Origin of the sequence: Clostridium sp. MSJ-8, assembly GCF_018918325.1 — a bacterium.
Lineage (GTDB): Bacteria > Bacillota > Clostridia > Clostridiales > Clostridiaceae > Clostridium.
The window spans coordinates 67083-90093 of the sequence record NZ_JAHLQH010000012.1 but is presented as its reverse complement, the minus strand read 5'-3'; the positions used below and the strand labels follow the sequence as shown (position 1 = coordinate 90093).

Below are 23011 nucleotides of genomic sequence, written 5' to 3'. Positions count from 1 at the left end.
AAACACTAATATTTATCTGCCATTTTTCTAATAAATCAACTATTTGTTTTTATTTAATTTTCTACGATATACATATACTAACATTACCATCATTGAAATTCCACATAAAGCATATAAGCTTCCAACTTCATTAGTATCGCCTGTTTTTATACCATTAGACTTATTAGATTGTGTATTACTTTCTAATGTAGTTTTATTATCACTTACTACAGTAGCTATAGGTGTACCAGTATTACTGTCCTTATTAGTATTTTTATTGTCATCTTTAACATCAGCTTTTACATTATCTGTATACACAAGTGCATAAGTTGAAAATGCATCTGTTTCGAATATAATATTTCCTGTTTCTGGATCAAATGTAGCATCTAAAATTGATACAACACCTTCATGAACTCTTACTATCTTATATGTTCTGTTAATAGAAGAACTATTATTAATTAAGTTTTCTGGTACTTTGAAGCTTATTGTTACAGAACCATTTGTATTAGTAATCTTTTTAGGTTCATCTGCACCTACTTGCTTAAATAATGATAAATCTAAATAAGTTCCTATCTGCATAGAACTATCTATATTTTTATTTATTAATGTTTTATCTGTTTTTGATACTTTATCCTTAATATCAACTACTTCTAGATAAACTCTTACATTTTCACCATTTGATATACGATCTTTTTCTTCTGGAGTTAATAGCTTGTCCTTTAACTCTGAAGAACTATTATCTAAATTGGCACCATATTCGTTATTGTCAGGATTAGTATCATTTTTTATTTCTCCTAAATCAGATCCATCTCCAGAATCTGGTTTGTCCGGTGTTGGCTTTGGACTTGGGTCTGGTGTTGGTTCTGGACTTGGATCCGGTGTTGGCTCTGGACTTGGGTCTGGTGTTGGTTCTGGACTTGGGTCCGGTGTTGGCTCTGGACTTGGGTCCGGTGTTGGCTCTGGACTTGGGTCTGGTGTTGGTTCTGGACTTGGGTCCGGTGTTGGCTCTGGTACTATAATATCCTTGTAAATTGCTTTTAACTCTACATTTGATGCAGGCATTATAAATGTTGTTGTAGAACTAGTACTTTTTACTAAAACTACTCTTCCACTTACTACACTCCAACTATCAAATTCTTTTCCTTTTGGAGCAGAATCTGCAGTAATAGTAACTACATCGCCTTTTTTATAACTACCACTTCCTGATCCATTTTTTACAGTTACTGAATATGTTGGTTCTGGTGTTATAATGTCTTTATAATTTGCTTGTATTTCTACACTTGATGCAGGCATTATAAATTTTGTTGTAGAACTAGTACTTTTTTCCAAAACCACTCCTCCACTTATTACACTCCAACTATCAAATTCTTTTCCTTTTGGAGCAGAATCTGCAGTAATAGTAACTATATCACCTTCTTTATAACTACCACTTCCTGATCCATTTTTTACAGTTACTGAATATGTTGGTTCTGGCTTCGAAACAGTTACACTAACATATTCACTTGCTTTAGTAGTATCTGTTTCCTTTATTCTAATATAGTAAGTTCCAGATTCTAATCCTGTTATTTCTGTTCCATAACATGGTATTGCATCACTAAAATCTGGAGTTGTACTATATTCCATTTCAGAAGTAACTCCTGTTATATCTCCGTTTTGATCAACTGTTATGCCTGATGGTTTTGCAACTGTTTCTTTTTCTATTACACCTTCAAATCTCTGTTCAAGACTGCCCTTTTTGTCTGAGCAAGTAACCTCACAACTTATAATTGCTCCAATGTCATTATCAGTTAATGTATAACTAATTCCATTAGCTCCATCTATATATTCTCCATTTCTCTTCCATCTATATGATATTTCTCCTGATGCATTTGTAATTCCTGATGTATTTACTGTTAAAGTTTCATTGTATACACCTTTACCATTTATTTCAATACTACCCGATATATAACCTTCTATTGATTCACCTTGTTGTCCTGCAGTTCCACTCTCAGAACTTCCGCCTGTTCCTCCTGATATATTACTTCCACCTTGTGCATTTATATTATTACCATTTATTCCAGAGCCACCATTTCCACCAGTTCCATTTCCAGTTGCTGCTCCACCGTTTCCACCTTTAATTTCTGTATTAGTAGAATCACCTGATACCTGTATATTTAGCTTAGTGCCACCCTTAATGGCATCAGCACCATTTCCACCATTTCCATTGTCACCTTGAGCATTTCCTCCTGCTCCACCAGAAATTTTTGTATTACCAGATATTTCTAGCGTACCACTTGCTTCACTTAAATCTATAGCTGGAGTTCCATCACTACCATTTGTACCATCACTACCTTTTATACTTCCTGATCCAGTTATTGAAAGTTCAATATCTGAACCACTTCCCTTTATTGCTGGTTGTCCTTGAGCTGCTGTTATTACGCTATTATTATTTATGCTTATTATAGTGCTTTCACCAGTTGGAATATTGATAGGGCCTGTAAGCGTAGCATCTTTATTAACTATTAATGCTCCAGTTTCTGGATTATATTCTGCTTCTTCTTCAGTTAACCCTGCACTTCTTGCCCATTCTGGTAAACCTGTAGCAATACGATTTGAACTTAAACTTTGTCCTTTATCATTTATAGCACGTACACGATAATAATAAGTAGTATCTGCACTAATTTCTGAATTTATTTCATAACTTGTAACATTACCAACATTTGTATTATTATAAGATCCTAAAATTTTTGTGAAGTTTCTATCAGTTGCTACATCTAAGCAATAACTAGTAGCACCCTCAACAGCTTTCCAGTTTGCTGTAAAACATGGTGTATTTCTATTAACATCAGTTGCTGCTGTTGCAACTGGCTTATCAGGTGCACCTGAAGGAGTTGCACCAGTTACAGCAAATACACCACAATATAAATTGTCTGGGATTGTATTTCCATTATTTAACCCTTGCAAATTAAATGTAATAGATTTTAATAACCTTGTTTTATCAACATCTATTGTTGCAGATTGAAGTATTGGTCCTGCTCCTATACTTCCAGTATATTCTCCATTTGAATTTTCTATTCTCATAACTGAAGGATATTGTTCAACTCCGTCAACTGAACTCATATCATACCAATCGTAAAGTTGATAAGTAGTTTCACTAGGTTTACCCTCTGTATAATTTAAGGTAACATTAAACTTAGCATAATTTTTTTCGCCTGGGCCACCTGCTGTAGCTAACACATAAATCTTTTCATAAGCTCCTATTGTTTGTAAATTCATAGTAACAGATTCATTGCCTGAATATAACCAAATACAGTCATTACCATCATAAGCTGTTGATTCATTGTCTCCTGCAGCTAACTTATAAGGAACATTACTAACTTGTTTACCATCTACTTGTAACTTACCATCTATAGGTAACCCACCTATACCACCATTTCTATCTGAACTAGAAGCATAAAATGCTGCATAATGATCTAAAGTTACATCATTATTAAATTCTTCACTTGCTCCCCATATTGCATTTCCATTTAAAGAAGAATTATCTATATCAATTGTTTCATATTGAACTCCACCTTCTTCTGCTTGTGCTTTTATAGGAAATAGCCCTATAGCAACAGCTATTGCTACAATTATAGCTAATATCTTTTTCTTAACCTTATTCATATTGTCCACTCCTAACCTTTCTTTTATACTTTTCTATACTTTTATTTTATAATTTCTTTTAGGACAAATTTAGGACAAAATATGACATATTTCTCATTATTAAAAATACATTTACATTAGTTACTTTTCCTTAACAATATTAGCATTAGTTACTTCTGCCCAACTATATTGTTTCATATACTCACCATTATAAGCTCTTATACCTTCTGGCTTATCATTTATATAATCATAATAATCACAGGAAACTTCATCAACATTTATAGAATAATTATTTCTAGAATACAAGAATACCTTCTCTGCTCCTACTTCTTTTAATGCTTTTATTAAATCACTCTTTAACTTTTGCAGATATTGTATATTTTTTAGATCATGTTCACTATTCTCCCATAATATACTACATATTTCTTTTGCTGTAACTGCACTACCTCTTCTATCAATAAGAAAAGCTAATAATTCCTTGGACTTGTTACGTTGAAATTTTATAGGTACTCCATTCATAAACACATCAAAATTTCCAAAACATTGCACTACTAATTTATCACATGTATTAAAGGATACTGGATTACGTAAATTCTCTAGCTCCTCCTTTATGTTCTTTTTTGTAGGTGGTTTTAATACATATCCACTTGCTCTTATCTTAAAAGCTACTTGTGCATACTCTGAATAACCAGTTACAAATATAATATTAATTTTGGGATATATTTGCTTTAGCTTTTTAGCAACTTGAACACCACTTATTGTTCCCATCTCAATATCTAAAAAAGCTACATCACATTGATTATTTTCTGCAAATTCTAAAAGGTCTTCTGGAACTAAAAAATCATATATTTCAGCTTTTGGTTCTAATTCTTGTAATATCTCTACAACTTCCTCTAAAATTATAGGTTCATCATCTGCTACAATTATCTTCATTGTTTTTTCCTTTCTTTTGTTAATCTTACTATTTTTGTTTCTTTGGTATTGTAATAATAACTTCTGTACCCTTTCCTTCTTGACTTATTATCTTAAGAGATCCGTTACACATAAGTTTTAACCTTGTTTCTGTGTTTTTTATACCTACATGAATTCTTCCATCATTTTTATCTTTGTATAAATCAAATCCAACACCATCATCTATTACTTTTATAACATATCTCTCTTTATCTTCATTAGATGAAATTGTTATTGTTCCACCAGAGGTTTTTCCCCTTATTCCATACTTTACAGCATTTTCAACTAACGGTTGAATGCTAAGAGGTGGTACTAAAAATCCAACTACATTAATGTCATATACAATGTTTAATTTATCTTGAAACCTTTTCTTCTCCATATACAAATAATTCTTTACAAGCTCTATCTCATGCTCAAACTCAATACAAGTATTGTGATTAAGAGAATCTATGCTTCCTCTAAGATAAGATGCAAATTCATCTATTGTTTCTATTGCTTCTGCTTGATTCTTTCGGCATAAATGTTTTATTGTTGTTAAACTATTAAATATAAAATGAGGTTGAATCTGTGACATCATAATTTGAATTTTTGTATTATTCAATTCTCTCTCTTGCTCCGCCATATAATTAGCTTGTTCATATAATGATTGAGCAAACAATAACAATATAGATATTGTCACTGCCATATTTAATATTGCAATTCCATATACAAATATCTGAATTATCATTGCTACTATGGGAAGTATTACATAAGATAATAATGCTATATACTTAAACGTACCTAACTTCTTTCTATTTGAAACTATAATTAATGCTATAATTAATTCTTCTATTATTCCAGTAATTTGAGATATCCAAAACATATTTTTTCTATAATAGCAATTATGTATATCAAAATCATAATAAATATGTATAAATTGAGATATTATTAATATTCCAAATAATATAACGGCACTTATGTTTACAAAATACAGAATTTTTTTCTGTCTTCCCTTTAATTCACATACACTATCTACATAAGATGAAAACGCTATAACAAGTGCATATCCTAATGAGAACACAAGAAAATTACTAATTCTAACCATATAATATCCTAATGTTGTTTCTCTTCCACGAAAAATCCATGCAAAAGAATCAGAAAACAATAATACTGCATTTATAACTTGTAATTTAACAAGACTAGTTGTCCCCTTAATACTGCTTTTTCTTTCTATCCATGTGCAAAATGCTGCAATTAAGCAAAATATACCTCCCCATAGTTCTAGTGCAATGTGAATCTGTCTAATAGATGGCATACCCATCCTCCTTTTCTTTTGAATAAATAATTTTACATAATGTTATTTTCGTGTTTTAATTCTAATTCTATAGTTAAGTATTTTCCATCATATAATAAATAGCCTAATTCCACTAATAAGCAATGAGATATTATTTATGTAAATAATACCAAACTTGCTAATTTAACAAAAATACGATATTATTTTAATAAACAACGGTGCTCTCATAATCGAAGGGCACCATTTTTTATACAAAATATAATAGAATAAGTACTTTTATCTATAATAAACATTTATTAGGAGGAAATATCAGTATGATATCAAATGAATTATTACAAGAAGCAACAAAATACTCAGAAGAACTCATTGCTACAAGACGTTACCTACATACACATCCAGGAACTGGTTTCGATATTAAGGATACTTTAGATTTTGTAAAAAATAAACTTATTAAACTAGGTTATGAACCACAAGAATGTGGAAAAGCTGGTTTAATAGCTACTGCTGGTGGTCATAAACCAGGAAAAGTTTTTTTAATACGTGGCGATATGGATGCTCTTCCAATAAAAGAAGAAGCAGATGTAGATTTTCCATCAACAAATGGAAAAATGCATGCATGTGGTCATGACCTACATACTACAATGATGCTTGGTGCTGCCAAACTATTAAAGAATCATGAAAATGAAATTAATGGCACAATAAAACTTATGTTTCAACCTGCAGAAGAAATTTTTGAAGGTTCAAAAGATATGATTAACAACGGATTATTAAAAAATCCAGATGTGAATGCAGCTTTAATGATTCATGTTATGGCAGGAATGCCATTTAAAACAGGAACTGCAATTGTGTGTGATGGAGGCGTTAGTGCACCTGCTGCAGATTATTTTACAATTAATGTTCAGGGAAAAGGCTGTCATGGTTCTATGCCAAATAACGGAGTTGATCCAATTACTGTTTCTGCACATATAATAACTGCCCTTCAAGAAATAAATGCAAGAGAATTGTCCCTTTTAGATGAAGCTGTTCTTACAATAGGTTCTATTCATGGAGGTAATGCTGGTAATGTTATTCCTGATACTGTAGAACTATGTGGTACAATTCGTACTTATGACGAAGAGGTTAGAAAATTCTTAAAAACTAGAATGACTGAAATATGTGAATGTATTGCAAAATCTTTCCGTGCTACTGCTGAAGTTACTTTTGGAAGTGGGTGCCCTACTCTTGTAAATGATCAAGATTTATCTAATTGTACTGTAAAATATCTTAAAGAATTATTAGGAGAATCAACAGTATTTACTGCTGGTCAATTAAATGCTATGGCTGGAGACAAAAAGGCTTCAAAATCAGCAGGTTCAGAAGACTTTGCCTATGTAAGTCAAGAAGTTCCATCTATTATGCTTGCATTTGCTGCTGGAACTCCAAATGATGGTTATTGTTATCCTCAGCATCACCCAAAAGCAAAATTTGACGAAGCTGCTTTGGCAAAAGGAAGTGCTGTATATGCTTACGCAGCAATACGTTGGCTAGAAGAGCATAACTTATAAACTGTAGTTCGTATTGCTACAGGAAAATAACAATATAAGGTCTTTTCCATAACTGTGTTGAAGTTATTTATTGGATAATATTAATTATTATACCTTCAACATTTTCATGGAAAAGACCTTATAATATTTTAAGATAATACTCTATATTAGTCACATCTAATAAGAAACTAATTTCTCAACTAATATAAAATGGCATCGTACATCTACATAGTCTTAAATCTTCATTATTTCCAAGAAAAAGATCAAGAGAATTAATTTTAATGCTATAAATTTATTTAAAACATTAATAGTTTTCTTCGTGAACTTCAAATAAAAGCTTCTTTTGTATTTAGTTTAGTTTTATAATTAACAAGCAACATTAATCATTTCATCTATACTCTTCTTTTGCATTTAAATCATTAATAACCTTAGCTATATCTGAATCTATTCCAATCGATTTATCCTCTATCTCAGGTGGTACATATGCCTGCCCACTATTAATACAAATATAAAATGCATTTTTCCAATTATATGCATATTGCCAAAATGTATATTTAATAATGCCAGGAGTATTGTACCCCACTCCTAATTCAATAAAAACAACTTTTTCCCCTCTGTGATTTTCCATAAACTTCTCATATCTGCTAGCAGCCTTATCCCATCCTGCATCCTGAACAAAAGTATCATCTGCTCTAAGATTCATAGCCATAGGTCGACCACATCTTGGACACTTAGGAATTAACTCCGTAGGTACTGTTAATTTTATTTTTGATTCTTTAGGCTTCAATAATTGTCCATCTTCTATTGTAAATCCTTGACTAAGGACCATCTTTCTAATGACCTCTTTATTATCATAAGTCTTATAATGACATGGTTTACTACACTGAAACAATCCATAATCACCTTGTGTATAAAATAATCTATTCTTGTCAAAACCTGCTTTTTGAAAACAATGATCCACATTAGTTGTTAATACAAAATAGTCTTTATCTTGAACTAGCTTAAAAATATTATTATATAGTTTTGTTGGAGGATCCATATATCGATTTATATAAATATATCTACTCCAATATGCCCAATATTCTTCTAAGGTATCATAAGAATAAAATCCTCCAGAATACATATCAGTAAAATCATATTTCTCTATATAATCAGAAAAATATCGTTCAAAACGTTCTCCACTATAATCAAATCCAGCTGATGTAGAAAGTCCAGCCCCAGCACCAATTACAATAGCATCTGCTTGTTCTATCTTTTCTTTTATCTTTGATAATTTATCTGAGTAGCTGATTGTAGATTTTTTCATCTTCTTCTTTAAAAACATTAAATATCACCTTTATCTTCGAATTAAATTTTTGTTTATATTCTTTCACTGTCTTTACCGCAATTTCTGCTGCTTTATCATTTGGAAAATTAAACACACCTGTTGAAATACAACAAAATGCTATGCTTTTCACACTATTATCTTCTGCTATGTTTAAGCATGATCTATAACATGATTCAAGTAAAAGCTCATGTTTTCTAGTAAGTATATTTTGTACAATAGGTCCAACTGTATGAATAACATACTTACAAGGCAAATTGAATGCTGGTGTAATCTTTGCTTGACCTGTAGGCTCCTCTTTTCCTTGCTTTATCATAATATCGTTACAATAGTTTCTTAACTGAATACCAGCATAAGTATGAATACAATTATCAATACAGTTATGACAAGGTTGATAGCATCCAGTCATTCCACTATTAGCAGCATTCACAATAGCTCCCACCTGTAGTCTTGTTATATCTCCTTTCCAAATATAAATATCTGGTTGTATTTCATTCATATCATCAAAAGTTATAATACCCTTATCTTCATTGACCTTTTGTAAATATTGGTCTTGAATTTTCTCAAACTCATCATCTATAGGTTTGGGCATTCTAACATTCATTAGTGAACGAAGTAATATTTTTTGTTTACTTGAATTTGCTGGAATCTCAATACTTGAATATTGCGCCTGTTCCTCTAATAATCTCTGAATTAAATACATTCTTCTCTCACTTTGATTCATTTTCTCATCTTCTTTCAATAGCTTTTATTGTACAATTCTCATATTCATTAATATAAAAATATGGCTTTCTGTCTAATTATCTAATGCTCCTCAATACTGTACTTGTTTGCTTTTCTTCTCTCCATCCAAAAATATTTGATAATGTCATTTTCACTACCTACTAAAATAAATTGTTATGTGACATTATCTTTTTGTACCTTTAGAATACCACAGGTACAAAAACAAAAAAAGTTCTAACAATATCATTTATAGTTATTGATTGTGATAATCATTGTAGTATAATAAATATATTCAATTAAACTGTAATTTGAAAGGATGATATTTTATGAGTTTTTTTCAAAATACTTGTAAGCCAAATGGTCTTGGTGGAAAAGTAATGGTAAAAATTATGAACAATGGTCACCGACAATTAGCAAATTGGGGATTTTCAAAGTTTTCATCAAAAGATAACCTCAATATTCTAGATATAGGCTGTGGTGGAGGTGCAAACATAGCTGCATGGTTAGACAAATGTAATAATAGTCATGTAACAGGACTTGATTATTCTGAAGTTAGTGTAGCAGAATCCAAAAGAGTAAATGAAGCTGCAATTAAAGAAGGTAAATGTAAAGTAATTCAAGGGAACGTTGCAAATATGCCCTTTTTAGATGCTTCTTTCGATTGTGCATCTGCTTTTGAAACTATTTATTTCTGGCCTGGCTTGGTAGAATGCTTTATAGAAGTAAATCGTATTCTAAAGAATGGTGGAATATTCATGATATGTAATGAATGTGACGGTTTAAATGATGGAGATGAAAAATGGACCAAAGTAATTGATGGTATGAACATCTATAATGAAGAACAAATTCATGATGCTTTAAAGAAAGCAGGATTTTCTGAAATAGAAAGTCATTATGACAATAATAAACATTGGTTATGCATTTTAGCCAAAAAGAAATAAATATTAAATTTTAACTCAGATAGTAAGTATTTTCACTATCTGAGTTTATTTTATCATCAGAGATATATAATTAAAATACGCGAAATCTTTGACTCTTACTCCTCAAATCGTTGCAAAACTTTTTAAAACACATATTTTTTACAGATATTAACACAAAATTTATCTTTAATTCAATAATTTTTACATCTTTTTTAACTTTTGGGAACAGCGTAAGGTTTCTGAGATAACAGAATTTCATAAACAAGGGTTCTACACAACAGAAGAATATGATATTTCAAAGAAATATTATTTACTTAGAGGAACAGATTTGATTGACAATGTTCTAAAGATAAATGATACTCCTAAAATAGATGCAACGGAAAAAGACTATGTGGCATTTAAGGTTGAAGTTGGGGATTTTTTAATTGTTCGTAGTGGTAATGTAGGGACATATGGCATTGTTTATGACGAGATCCCTGCTATTTTCGGCTCTTATCTAATTGATTTTAGATTTAATAAAAAAATTTTAAATAATGAATTCTTTGGTTGTTTTTATCAATCAGACAGTTGTAAGAGTCAATTTAAAGGGATTATTCAACAATCTGCTAATGTTAATATAAATGCAGAAAATATAAAATCCTTAAAGATTAATCTTCCAACATTGTTAGAGCAAGAAAAAATAGGGCAATTTTTTAAACAACTCGACAACCTTATCTCCCTTCATCAGCGTGAGCATAAATTTTATATTTTTAACTTAGTTCAGATAAAGATCTCATTACTAAATCTATATCTTTATTTTCTAGCTCTTGTATAATATGCAAATAAGTTTTTTGAGTAGTTGTCATGCTTGCATGTCCTAATCTACGAGCAACACTAGCTATAGATACTCCGGCAAACAATAACAATGATGCATGCGTATGCCTTAATCCATGTATAGAAATAACAGGTATATTATTATTTTTACAGTGTTTTTCTAACCTATTATTTATTGTAGAGTTATATACCTTTCCATCCACAAAAATAGGCTTATCATCAGGTAAATTTTTTAATAGTTGAGAAAATTGAATAATAGTCTGCCAATCTAATTGTATTTTTCTAATAGATGATTTATTTTTAGTAGGCATAAATCCACTATTATTTTTATAATCCCATGTTTTATTTATTGATAAAACTTGATGAGAAAAATTAAAATCTTTTGGTGTTAGTGCTAATGCTTCAGAAAAACGCATACCTGTCTTAGCAATCAATAATATAAACCAATCCCAGTTAATTTCATCTTCCAATTTTAAATTATTTAATAATGTATGAAGCTCAAATTGATTCAAGTATTTTATCTTCTTTTCTCTAGGTGTTTTTCCTTTTATTATAGCTTTTCTTGTTGGATCTCTATCTAACAATCCTTCATCTAATGCATCTAAAATTGAACTTTTTAATTGATGATGAAAATCCATTGTTGTTTGACGTTCATGGTATATAGCATAATCATTAAGTAGTTGTTGATAAATTATACGAGTTAAATCACATATCCTAACTTCAGGTATTAATCTTTTTAACCATGAATGTGTCATATGGTATTTATTCATTGTTACCTTGCTAATAGCACCTTCTTTATATATAGTAATCCATTGTTCATAATAATCACAAAACAAATCAGTTCTTTTTATTTCATCTAACATTTTAATTACCTCTTTTCTTCTCCCACGCTGACAGAATATTATAATTAAAATAGTAGATGTTATTCAATAACATTGCCTTCATCCCAACAAAGAAATCCAACAAAATTTTCTATAACAAAGACTAATAAACAAGATAAGATTAACATCCATTAATTTATCGCCACATTCTTAATCCTGATAATCTTCCCACGTTAATAAAACTACTGGAATATATTCATAGACAATAGATTCAGAATAATGGCAAGTCCACTTTTTTCTTTTGAGAATCCTTGTAAAAAACATTCTTTTAGTCTAATTACTATTTAATAATTATGATTTTTGTTTATTAAATCTTTCTATAAATCTTCTATTTGATTCTTTACACTCAATAGTAATACTAAATAATTCCTTTGTATCTCTACTCCAATAATTTATTACTAAATAATATACACGCTTATTTTTTAACCCAACACCTGATAATCCTCCTATAATTGCACCTATTTCACCAAACACAACCGTTCCAATTACAGCACGTCCAATTACTGATTTATTTTTTAATTCCATCCCTGACATTTCAGATATGCTATGAATTTGAGAATTGTGCAACTCTAGATAAGGTGTAAAAAAAGGACCACATATTTTTAAACCATGTTGAAATAACAAAACATGTATCTTCCCACTTGGTATCTTATCTCTTATATCACCACTATTATTGTATGAACCAGTTACTGCTGCATCATATGTCCAATTAACAATTTGTTTTCCAAGATTCATATCTATTGGAAAATCAGGTGGTATTAATCCCCTAACATCTCTATTATCATTATTATTAAATGGTTCCCCACAATGCGGACAAAAATTAGCATTTGTTGATATGTCCTCACCACATACCGGGCATTTCATTAACGGCATAACATTCCCCTCCATATATTTTATCAAATATTATTTATATTGTATTTTTTTAATGCTTTCATTATTAAGTTTCTAATTGAATTAGCACTTTGATTAGTTTCAACAAATATATCAACATTTTCTATTTTTTTAGGTGACCTTGCTATATCTTTTTTATTGTTAGCAAAATAATTTATTATAAGGAAGATACAAAATATCTTCCTTATTTAACCTAAATTCTAACACCTAATATCTTTAATTGTTCTTTAATTTCTGCTTCTAATGTTGCTATTTCTCTATTATCTTCTTCTAATTGTTTATTTACTTCTTCTAAATCTATTGGTTCTTCTTCTTCAAAGGTATCAACATAACGTGGAATATTCAAATTAAAATCATTTTCTCTAATTTCATCAATAGAAGCTAAATGTGCATATTTATCTACATCTTTACGTTCTTTAAACGTAGTTATTATTTTCCCTATATTTTCTTCATTTAATTTATTTTGATTCTTACCTTTTTCAAATTCTTTACTTGCATCAATAAATAATATATCTTTATTCTTACGATTCTTCTTTAACACTAATATTGTAGTTGGAATACTTGTTCCATAAAATAAATTTGCTGGTAATCCTATTACTGTATCTAAGTAATTTTTTTCAATAAGTGTTTTTCTTATTTTACCTTCTGCTGCACCTCTAAATAACACTCCATGAGGTAATACAATCGCCATAGTTCCATTGTTATCCAAATGATAAATGCTATGCAAAATAAATGCATAATCTGCCTTAGATGCAGGTGCTAATTTACCATACTCACTAAAACGAGCATCTTTTAATTTTGTTTCATTGTTATCCCATTTTGCTGAATATGGTGGATTTGCTACTACTGCATCAAAAGTACGTGGATGATCTATGCCTTTTTCATCTGGACCATCTGGCCAATCTGTTTCTAATGTATCTGCATTACTTAACATCATATTGTTATAAGATACATCATGCATCATTAAATTCATACGAGCTAAATTGTAAGTTGTTGTATTTAATTCCTGTCCATAATATTTTATTGGAGTTCCCTCTGATAATTCCTGACCAACAGTAAGCAATAATGAACCTGATCCCATTGTTGGGTCATATACACTGAAAAATTCATCTTTATTTTGAACATCACTTGTAACAATCTTAGCTAAAATTATACTTACTTGATGTGGTGTATAAAATTCTCCACCTTTTTTACCAGCACTTGCAGCAAATTGACCTATAAGATATTCATATATTTCTCCCAAAACATCTTTACCATCTTCTGATTTATATTCTATACTATCAATTAATTTAGCTATTCCATTAAGTGCCTTAGCACGTTCATTAGTAGTACTTCCAAGACGCGAATCTCCTAAATTAACGTCATTAAATACCCCACTAAAATCTCTTGAAGCTTCTTTGTTTAATTCTGCATTCTTATTAAAATTATCAAATATTGTTTGGTAATCGCTAGGTATTACTTGTAAATTGTCTATTTTTTCAATTAATGATTGCCATGTATCATTAGGTGCAATTGCATATCCTAAACTTGATGAAATATCTTCTAAATAATCAGCTAGTTCTTCTCCTGATGCTTGTTCTATATAGGCTTCATTAACAGACTGTCCTTCTTTAACATCAATAACATTATTATCTACTAAATATTTCTCTTGGTTCTCTGAAAGATATCTATAAAACATAAATGCTAAAATATAATTTTTATATTCTGAAGCATCCATGTTACCTCTTAAGTTATCAGCCATAGCCCATAATTTACCACTTATTGTTTCTACATTATTATTCATATTTTTTTACTTCCTTTCTATACTATACAAACATCTGTTGTAATAATCCTTTTTTTAGTTCTTTTAAATGATCTAGCTTTCGCTGATGAAGGGAGATAAGGTTGTCAAGCTTTTTAAAAAATTCTCCAATCTGCTTTTGTTCTACTTCATTTGGGAACATAAATTTAAGGTTACCCAATGTCTTACCAGATATCTCCGCAAATGTTGACCCTGATGCAACTTTTTCAGCTTTTTGTTTAATAGCGCTTCCCATTGAATAAACAAAATATGAATCAGTATTATCGTTTAATACAATAGATTGAAAGCCTTGATTAGTAGTGCCAGGCTTACGTAAAATAGCCATCTTTCCAATACCAGCTCTACTTGTAAAAAGAACTGTTTTATATGCTGGCAATATTTTAGCAGAGCTTTTTTTTAATCCTAATTCTGTTATTTTTCTTTCACTACTCTCAACATAAATTTGATCATTTATTTCAGCTGGAGAGTACCAATCTATATCACCGTCCCAATATTTTTCATTTGCAGTACTTGGTGTTCCACCACCTACTATTTTAGCAATTTCATATAACTTACGCTGTTCCCAATCGTTTGTAAATTCAGGAAAACGTATCTCTGGAACTTTTTCTCCTTTTTTAGGAAACATTTTTTGTAATAATCCCCTTTTTTGCCTTTTTAAGTCGTCTAACTTACGCTGATGAAGGGTGATAAGGTGGTCGAGGCTCGAAAAATACTCTGAAATTTTGATTTGTTCTTCTTTTTTCGGAAAGATAACATCACCTTTTAAAGCATTTTCGTCAGAGACCTTCATGTCATTTTTTGCACCTTTATTTACAAGTGGATGCATATAATTATTCATTCTTGCATCCTGCTCAAAATAGATTTGCACAAACTCAGGATTCGTATTTTCAAGTGGTTTATATACAGCGTATAAAGTTGATACAATGCCCGTTTTTCCTTTGTTTGTCTTGATTATGCCATATGGATTCGATTTAAGTGGAGATTTTGTATAAACCACATCTCCATTTTTAACAACACCATAATTTGCAACTGATGCACCAGCAAAAGAACGTCCTTGAAACTCTATCTGGTTTACTATTCCATAGTCACCTGAAACAGAGAGAACATCATCTTTGTTATATACTTCATCCTTATTCTTCTCCTTCGATACTTCAAGGTATTCTATTAATTTACGCTGTTCCCAAGGTTCAGTAAAACCGGGGAATCTTATCTTAGGGACATTACTTTTTTCTTTATTTTTATCCATAAATATTTTCTCCTTTAACTTTTTATATCTATATTTTTGCAATCTATATTATAATATTAACTTTCTATGTGTTCATCTGCTAGTTTATATATTGCCTCTCTTAACTCATTACGATACTTTATTTTAGTTAATTCTTGTACTATTTCTTTGTGAGCCAATGTTTTATAATCTACACTTGCTTTTGCAATAATATCTTTAATTTGACCATTATCATCTAAATCTTTCATACCATATTTATGATGGCTAAACATTTCTCTCATTTGTGCACTTGTTATAATGTCTGCAATTCCCCAGTCAACTCTAAAGTCTAATAATTTTCTGTCAACACTAATATTATTTGCTGCTTGAATTATTTCTTCACTATTTTTTAATCTTATAGGATAATTTATACCTGAATCTTTAGGTGGATAGCTACCTGTTATAATCGCTAATGCTGCATTCATAATTTTACTTGCATAATTTCTATCATCAAGTCCACTTGCGAATTTAGCAATTTTCTCTTTTGTCTCTTCAGCTTCTTTATCCTTTCCTTCATGTACTTGATTTAATAAATCTTCAATTAATTCTGTTAAATAATCATAATCTACTTTAATATCTTTTACATGAATCATTTTTAACTCTATTTGATAAAAAGGAACTTTCTTCTTCTTAGCAATATGTTGCTTTAATTCATTTGACAAAACTGTTGTAAGCATTACTTCTTCTTCGCTTGTCATTCCTAATTTTTCTATCAAGATCTCTGGATTATCATAATCAAAACCTATTTTATCACCATCAACTTCTTTAAAGTCATACTGCTTTAACTTAGACATTCCTGCGTTATATGCTTTTAATAATTCAAACATATTTTCTTTTTTCTTTTCAGAAGGAGGTAATTGTTGAAAATCATTAGTCATATCTCTTAATTTTCCAACCACTTCTTGTACTTCTTCAAATACATCTTCAAATGGTTTAGCAAGAATTCCATCTTTTTCATTACTCTTTTTCTGCTCTTCTTCTGATAAAAGAGCTGAATCTTTATTAGCATATATTGCAAGAGCTTTATTCATAAGCTTTTCATTTTGAACTGGCCACCTATAATTAACAATACAACCCCAAGGTTTCCCTTCCATGCTGGATATACGGTTTGTCCTAGAATAAGCTTGAATAAGTCCTGCTCCTTTAAGTGTTCTATCTACATAAAGTGTATTTAAATCAGGTGCATCAAATCCAGTTAAAAGCTGATCTACAACAATTACGATATCTAAATAGTTTTTATCATTTGCTGTTTTATTTAAACGACTTATAACATCTTGAGTATATCCATCTGTATCATCCATTCCAAAGCTTGTGCCAAATTCTTTATTATATACTTCTATAGCTTCAAGTAATCCCTTATTAGTTTCCAACATAGTATCATTATTAGATGTATTTTTACTAAATGTAACTGCTACCTTTAATGTTTGTCCACCTTTTTCCCTGTTTTCATTATTAACTCTTTGGAATTCACGGAAATACATCATTGCCATTGGTGTACTTGCTTTTCCTCCACCAACATGAGTTGTTAATAATGCATTAAACTTACCATCATTAGAACGATTTCTCCAGTTTTTAAAAATATCTTCAACTACAAGCTTTACATGATCAATATTTTCATCATAAAAACTTGGTTCTATTGCATCATCCATATCTTCTAATGTTAAGTTATCTATTTTATTCTGTATCTGCTTTTCAGTCCATTTTGGATAACGTTCACTATAAAAGCTAGGAAGATATACATCTCTCATTTGATCTTCATCTATAGTTGTTTCAAAGTCTACTTTAAATCCCAAAACATTTTTATCAGCAATGGCTTCACGAATAGTATAAGCATGTAAAAGCTCTCCAAATATATCTTCTGTTCTTAATCCATTAGTTGTTTCATCAAACATTGGTGTACCTGTATATCCAACCCATGCTGACTTCTTGAATGCTTTTTGTATTTTATTAAAACTATCACCACCTGTTGAACGATGTGCTTCATCAACTATAAACACAATATTTTTATCTGGTGATTTAAATGACTTTCTTTTAACAAGGGTATCAAGTTTTTGAACAGACGTAACAATAATATTGTTATCCTTACTTTTTAACTTTCTACTTAAATCAGTAGTATTGCTAGTATCTTGAACACTTCCAATAACATCTTCTCTTGAATCAGGATCATATGCTCTATAGTTCTCATTAGTTTGCTTAGTCAATGCTATTCTATCCACTACAAATACAACTTTGTCTATATTAGGCATACGGCTTGCAAGCCATGCTGTTTTAAAACTTGTAATTGTTTTACCAGAGCCTGTTGTATGCCATATATAACCTATCTTATTGCATCCCATGTCAAAATCTACTCTTTTTAATTTTTCAATTACATTTTGAGTAGCATATACTTGATAAGGTCTCATTACTTTTAATGTTTGTTTATTTTTTGTGCCATCAAGAATCATATAATTTGTAGCCATTTGGTGTGCCATTGGAATGCTTAACATTGAATCAGCGAATTCTTTCCAATTACGAACTATTTTATTATCACTTTTACGTTGCCAATTAAAAGCAAAGTCTTTATTAAACTTATCAGTAGTTGTATTTGCCATATACTTAACATTATTAGGAGATATAGCTACTAATATCTGTACAGTTGAAAAAATATCACTATACTGATTTTCATCTATATATTGATGCATCTGATTTAATGCTTCATCTACATCATGTGTATCTCGTTTTTCTTCAATTTGTATAATAGGCAATCCATTAATAAGAAGTGTTGTATCAAACCTTCTGTCTTGCTTACCTGTAATAACAGCAGGTCTTTCTATCTGATTAACAACTTGATAAACTGTATCCCCAGCTCCAATTTTCTTTTGATCAAATACTGTTAGAAAAACATGTCTTCCATCATCTAAATCTATCTCTATTTGAGATACTCCGTTAAGTCCATATAAAAATTGTCCAGCTTCATATGGTGTTTTTAAATCACTGATAATTTTCTTTACCTGATTAAATTCCACCACACTTAAAGGATGATCAAGTGTATTTTGATTATGTCTTTCAAGTATCTCTTTAAAGTTTTGCCAAAGCTGATCTGTATTTTTAATATTAGGCATATACTCCCACAACTTTGTTTTTATGACATAATCAACATTTTCTTTACTGCTAATAAAATTACCTATACCGTCTAAATGTTCAGGTTTAGTTATTGTTCCTGTTGTAATATACTGTATTAATTCGTTTTCAAATTGATCTTCTGTCATTTTTTACTTACCCCTTCTAATTGATTAATTATTTTGCTTTTTTGTAATTCAGCTACTCTATTTTTAAGAGCTGTTAATCTTAATTGTTTAAAGTAAACTTGTCCTATTATTTTTTGTTTTTCTTTTAAAGGCATTTTAGGTAATTGAATATCAATTAATTGTTTTATTGTGTATTTAAATACCTGTGAACCTTGAAGTCCTGTTGCAAACTGTTTTTTTATATCTCTGCTCTCATTAATAAGAAATACTAAAAATCTAGGATCAATATCATCATTTAAAGTTAATTTTACATAATTTTGTGTATAGAGATATCCTTCGTGTTCCTTGCTTACAATCGTTGCTGTTCCACTAATCAAACTAAATAATATGTCATCTTTCTTTAATGTAAGAACTTTATCATGAGTTCTTATCTGCTTGTTTTCCTTGTTACTTGATTCAATTCCTATAAGATCATCAAGCAAGTCAGATTGACTGTAATAAGTATATACTTGTGCTTCTTTATCAAGTGCCTCTTTTATCCTAAATTGAGGAGAACCACTTGAAGCTTGTACAGCATCACTTAACTTCATAAAAACGCCCCCTTAAAAATGTGCCTTTTGTAAATTACTTATCTTGTTGTATTAATATTATCATATATTCCGTTTTATTACAATATGTAATTTAAAAAAATTACATCTTTTTTGTATAGATGCATTATCATTTACAAAAAAGATGCTTTCACAAAAATTTATTTCAAACATATAATAAAGTAATTTCTTATTTCGCTTCTTACTCAATTTATTCCAACAGATAAATTTTTTCATTATCAAAGCATATTTGTGAAGTGTGATTGTAAATCTGAATCATATCCTCCATCTTTTCCACAAACACTCTGGTTCCTGGATTACCAACTGTCGCAAATTCCTTTACAGCTTTCTTTTCCATTTCAATAGCATTCTTATGCAAATGTGCTCCTTTATCTTGTAAGAATTCATCAACCGAACCTTCCTTAACCAATGGAATACTACCAATTAACTTGCCAACTGTTTTGCCGACAGTACCAATACCTTTTAAAACATTTGACTCTACTCCAACGTTGCCAAGTTTCTCTAGGTACAAAGAGCCTAGCTCAAACTTTTCTCTATATGTATCTGACATGAATTTTATCTCATTTTTTGCCTTAGTTATATACTCTTCTTTAAAATTACCACTTAACATGATTTCCATCAATGAAGCTAACGAGAAGGTGTACAATGATAACCTATAGTACTTGAATTTCTTTTCCAAATCGGATAATGTTGACTTAACTTTATTCTGAGCGACAATAATCTTCTTTGCTGAAACTGTATCAACAACCTTCTTTTGATATGCTATCATATTCTTTCTTGCTCGATTCTGAATATCCATAACCAAATTATGACTGCTTGCTACTGATAGTTCATTATCCCAGTTGTATTTATAGTTAGTTACAATTCCCATCAAAGTCTCAACATCAGCTTCTATCTGCGATTCATTCTCCACTTCAAGAAATGTGAGTATCTTCTTTTGCATTTCCGATATCTCAGCAATATCCTTTTCTATAGAATAAAGTGCTACTGCCATCATCATTGTTGCTGGGTTAAATGAAGCTACTGTTTGTGTTGTTGCAGACAAAGGCCCTGCTTCTGAAAGCTGTACCATTTTGGAACCACCTGTGGCTGTTTTCATTGCACCCCATGCATTTCCATTTTTCGCCATCTTCAAACTATCTCCTGCTGCACGATTTGCTATTCTGAAAAGTCCATCTGTAGCGATAGATGTGCTCTGTGTAACAGTATTGAAAGCTGGAATAATAGATGCCACACCCGCTCCAAGTGCAGACAATTCAGCAATCGGAACACTTAATGCCTTATTGTTATTAATTGAAGTTCTTGCAGCCATTAAAAGATCTTCTGTAAGCTCCTCCAAATTATATTTGCCATTAACTTCTTGTTTACTGTTTGTGCTATTCACATCAACTATTTCCCCCATATTATACCTCCAGATTTTTTATATTATTTTTCAACACTTATTTGAAAAAATAAATGAAAATTACTATATCAGCAAATTGAATTTATATCTTTTTTAATGAAATCCCATGTTTCTTTATATGAAAATCCCTAAACAATAAAAACAATTACCTTATCTTGACTCATTTTTTACTCCTGCTTTCCTAAAAGCTCTACTGATAGCATAACTTTTTGTTTTTTTATAAATAACCTCATCTTGTCCACCAAGAAAGATTTGACGCAGATAAAAATCTCTTAAGTTATTACTATTCTTTACATATTTTAATCTTATATATCTGTTTTCTGGATTTGCTGTTGTAAATATCATGTCATATTTATCTAGAACTTCTAATGCTCTAAGATTATGAGATGTAAATATTAATTGTCCTTTTGCCTTTTCTTTTAATACACTTAATAATTCACCCAATAAAAACTCAAAAATTCCTGAATCTAATTCATCTATAACAACACAAATTCTTTCATTGTTATACATTGCTATAAGAGCACTTAATATAGATATTATCTTCTTTATACCATCCGATTCATATTTTAATGGTATTCTTCCACTTTCTCTAACAGAAAGTAATTCTAATACCTTTCCAACTTTCCCATTTTCCATAAGTTCTTCTTTTATAATTTTGGTTTCAATTGTTAACCCTGGTATTAACGAATTTAAAACAATATTAATTTGTTCTATTATTTTATTCAATATTTCAAGTATTTCTATGCTAACTGTATTTGTATCAAATAATCCAATCATAAGCATTCCTCTAGCAAGTCCATTTTGACTGTCTATCAGAAAATTTAATGGTATAATAGCACTTAAATCAACATGTCCCAAACAATCATTTTTTATTACAAATGATGCAATAGCATAATTTTGTAATGAACGAATAATTTCATAATAAACCCCATCTTTATCTTTAAAACTTTTTTTAAAAATTTCCATGCTACGTTTGTTAAAAATAAATGAAGTACTATTTTCTTTAGCAAATTCTTTTGAAACTATTAGATTTGTTTTTTCACCTTCCCTTACAATAATATTATAATTTTTAATAGGTAAAAAAATTTCTTCTGATTCTTTATCCATATCATAATTAATAATACTTTTGGCTGCATCTACTTTTTTAGCATCAAATTCTATGTTAGCATAATTTAATGATTCTTTATAAATTTCAACTCTATCTTCATCATTATTACATCTTAAATTAAACTTGTAATTTACCATATATTTTTTTTCTTCTACTTCTATAGTAAATATATATTTAAAGCATGCAGATTCAGTATTATAAGACAATAAATTTTTAATATTTTTATCAATTTTCTGTCCAGATAAAATTGTTTTTAATATATCAATTGCCTCTACCATACTCGTTTTTCCAGAGCCATTTTGCCCATATATCCCAAGTATATCTGCATTATATGAATTTGAAAAGTATCTTTTCTTCTTAAAACTATTAAAATTTACAGTACCATTTATGACGTTTTTAAAGTTTTTAACTTGAATTTCCTGTAACCTCACTATATTTTTCATTTTATTCTCCTCCTATATATATAATAACATTCTTGCTTAGAATATGTAAATGCAATTTTAAAAAACGGTATTTTTTATTTCTAAATTGATTTTTATATTTATTATTATTTACTTTTTACATTTTTTAATACATTTTATATACAAGATATTTCTTTTAAAATTAATTGCTACTATTTGATTTTTTTTAATCATCAACAGTTTCCGATATAATAATATAACTTAGTAGGAGTTTATTAATGTATTTTACTTTACTGATATT

General features: G+C 29.9%; 16 protein-coding genes. 3 read left to right on the top strand and 13 right to left on the bottom strand.

Features of this window, described 5'->3' with window-relative positions; translation table 11 throughout:
* Positions 1-39: 39 nt before the first annotated feature.
* The 3 genes from KQI77_RS01755 to KQI77_RS01745 form a co-directional block, all read right to left on the bottom strand.
* Positions 40-3621: a hypothetical protein gene (locus tag KQI77_RS01755; RefSeq protein WP_216387675.1), complete on the bottom strand. Its 3582-nt coding sequence runs from the start codon at positions 3619-3621 to the stop codon at positions 40-42.
* Positions 3622-3741: 120 nt separating this feature from the next.
* The gene (locus KQI77_RS01750) at positions 3742-4533 is read right to left on the bottom strand and encodes a response regulator (RefSeq protein ID WP_216387674.1); all 792 of its coding nucleotides are present in this window, start codon (positions 4531-4533) and stop codon (positions 3742-3744) included.
* A 28-nt stretch (positions 4534-4561) separates the two neighbouring features.
* Complete coding sequence (locus KQI77_RS01745) at positions 4562-5845, bottom strand: sensor histidine kinase (protein ID WP_216387672.1); 1284 nt, start codon at positions 5843-5845, stop codon at positions 4562-4564.
* Positions 5846-6138: 293 nt separating this feature from the next.
* On the opposite strand from KQI77_RS01745, the gene KQI77_RS01740 reads away from it, so the two are divergent.
* Positions 6139-7368, top strand: coding sequence for a M20 family metallopeptidase (locus KQI77_RS01740; protein ID WP_216387671.1), 1230 nt, complete (start codon positions 6139-6141; stop codon positions 7366-7368).
* A 367-nt stretch (positions 7369-7735) separates the two neighbouring features.
* On the opposite strand, the gene KQI77_RS01735 is transcribed toward KQI77_RS01740, so the two are convergent.
* Both KQI77_RS01735 and KQI77_RS01730 read right to left on the bottom strand, forming a co-directional pair.
* Positions 7736-8671 (bottom strand): Sir2 silent information regulator family NAD-dependent deacetylase, encoded by a 936-nt coding sequence (locus KQI77_RS01735; RefSeq protein WP_253289298.1) that lies wholly within the window; start codon positions 8669-8671, stop codon positions 7736-7738.
* The gene (locus KQI77_RS01730) at positions 8622-9395 is read right to left on the bottom strand and encodes a protein-ADP-ribose hydrolase (RefSeq protein ID WP_216387669.1); all 774 of its coding nucleotides are present in this window, start codon (positions 9393-9395) and stop codon (positions 8622-8624) included. The genes KQI77_RS01735 and KQI77_RS01730 overlap by 50 nt, the downstream gene beginning before the upstream one ends.
* A 325-nt stretch (positions 9396-9720) precedes the next feature.
* Here KQI77_RS01730 and KQI77_RS01725 point away from each other — a divergent pair, with 325 nt between their 5' ends.
* Both KQI77_RS01725 and KQI77_RS01720 read left to right on the top strand, forming a co-directional pair.
* On the top strand, positions 9721-10335 hold the full coding sequence (locus KQI77_RS01725) for a class I SAM-dependent methyltransferase (protein WP_216387667.1): 615 nt from the start codon (positions 9721-9723) through the stop codon (positions 10333-10335).
* 184 nt (positions 10336-10519) lie between these two features.
* Positions 10520-11128: a restriction endonuclease subunit S gene (locus KQI77_RS01720; RefSeq protein ID WP_216387846.1), complete on the top strand. Its 609-nt coding sequence runs from the start codon at positions 10520-10522 to the stop codon at positions 11126-11128.
* On the opposite strand, the gene KQI77_RS01715 is transcribed toward KQI77_RS01720, so the two are convergent.
* The 8 genes from KQI77_RS01715 to KQI77_RS01680 all read right to left on the bottom strand — a co-directional run bounded on the left by KQI77_RS01715 (position 11064) and on the right by KQI77_RS01680 (position 22752).
* Positions 11064-11990 (bottom strand): site-specific integrase, encoded by a 927-nt coding sequence (locus KQI77_RS01715; RefSeq protein WP_216387666.1) that lies wholly within the window; start codon positions 11988-11990, stop codon positions 11064-11066. The two genes, KQI77_RS01720 and KQI77_RS01715, sit on opposite strands and share 65 nt — an antisense overlap.
* Before the next feature lie 309 nt (positions 11991-12299).
* Positions 12300-12881: a zinc ribbon domain-containing protein gene (locus KQI77_RS01710; RefSeq protein ID WP_216387664.1), complete on the bottom strand. Its 582-nt coding sequence runs from the start codon at positions 12879-12881 to the stop codon at positions 12300-12302.
* A gap of 211 nt (positions 12882-13092) precedes the next feature.
* Entirely contained in the window at positions 13093-14682 is a 1590-nt protein-coding gene (locus tag KQI77_RS01705) for a type I restriction-modification system subunit M (protein WP_216387663.1), read from the bottom strand.
* A 22-nt stretch (positions 14683-14704) separates the two neighbouring features.
* Complete coding sequence (locus KQI77_RS01700; RefSeq protein ID WP_216387661.1) at positions 14705-15946, bottom strand: restriction endonuclease subunit S; 1242 nt, start codon at positions 15944-15946, stop codon at positions 14705-14707.
* A gap of 56 nt (positions 15947-16002) precedes the next feature.
* A complete protein-coding gene (locus tag KQI77_RS01695) occupies positions 16003-19212 on the bottom strand; it encodes a type I restriction endonuclease subunit R (RefSeq protein WP_216387660.1) in 3210 nt (1069 codons plus the stop codon).
* Positions 19209-19781, bottom strand: a complete 573-nt coding sequence (locus KQI77_RS01690) for a restriction endonuclease subunit S (RefSeq protein ID WP_216387659.1) — start codon at positions 19779-19781, stop codon at positions 19209-19211. Before KQI77_RS01690 ends, KQI77_RS01695 begins: the two co-directional genes overlap by 4 nt.
* 208 nt (positions 19782-19989) lie before the next feature.
* Entirely contained in the window at positions 19990-21201 is a 1212-nt protein-coding gene (locus KQI77_RS01685) for a hypothetical protein (RefSeq protein WP_216387657.1), read from the bottom strand.
* A gap of 150 nt (positions 21202-21351) precedes the next feature.
* Positions 21352-22752: an AAA family ATPase gene (locus KQI77_RS01680; protein ID WP_216387655.1), complete on the bottom strand. Its 1401-nt coding sequence runs from the start codon at positions 22750-22752 to the stop codon at positions 21352-21354.
* Positions 22753-23011: the final 259 nt, after the last annotated feature.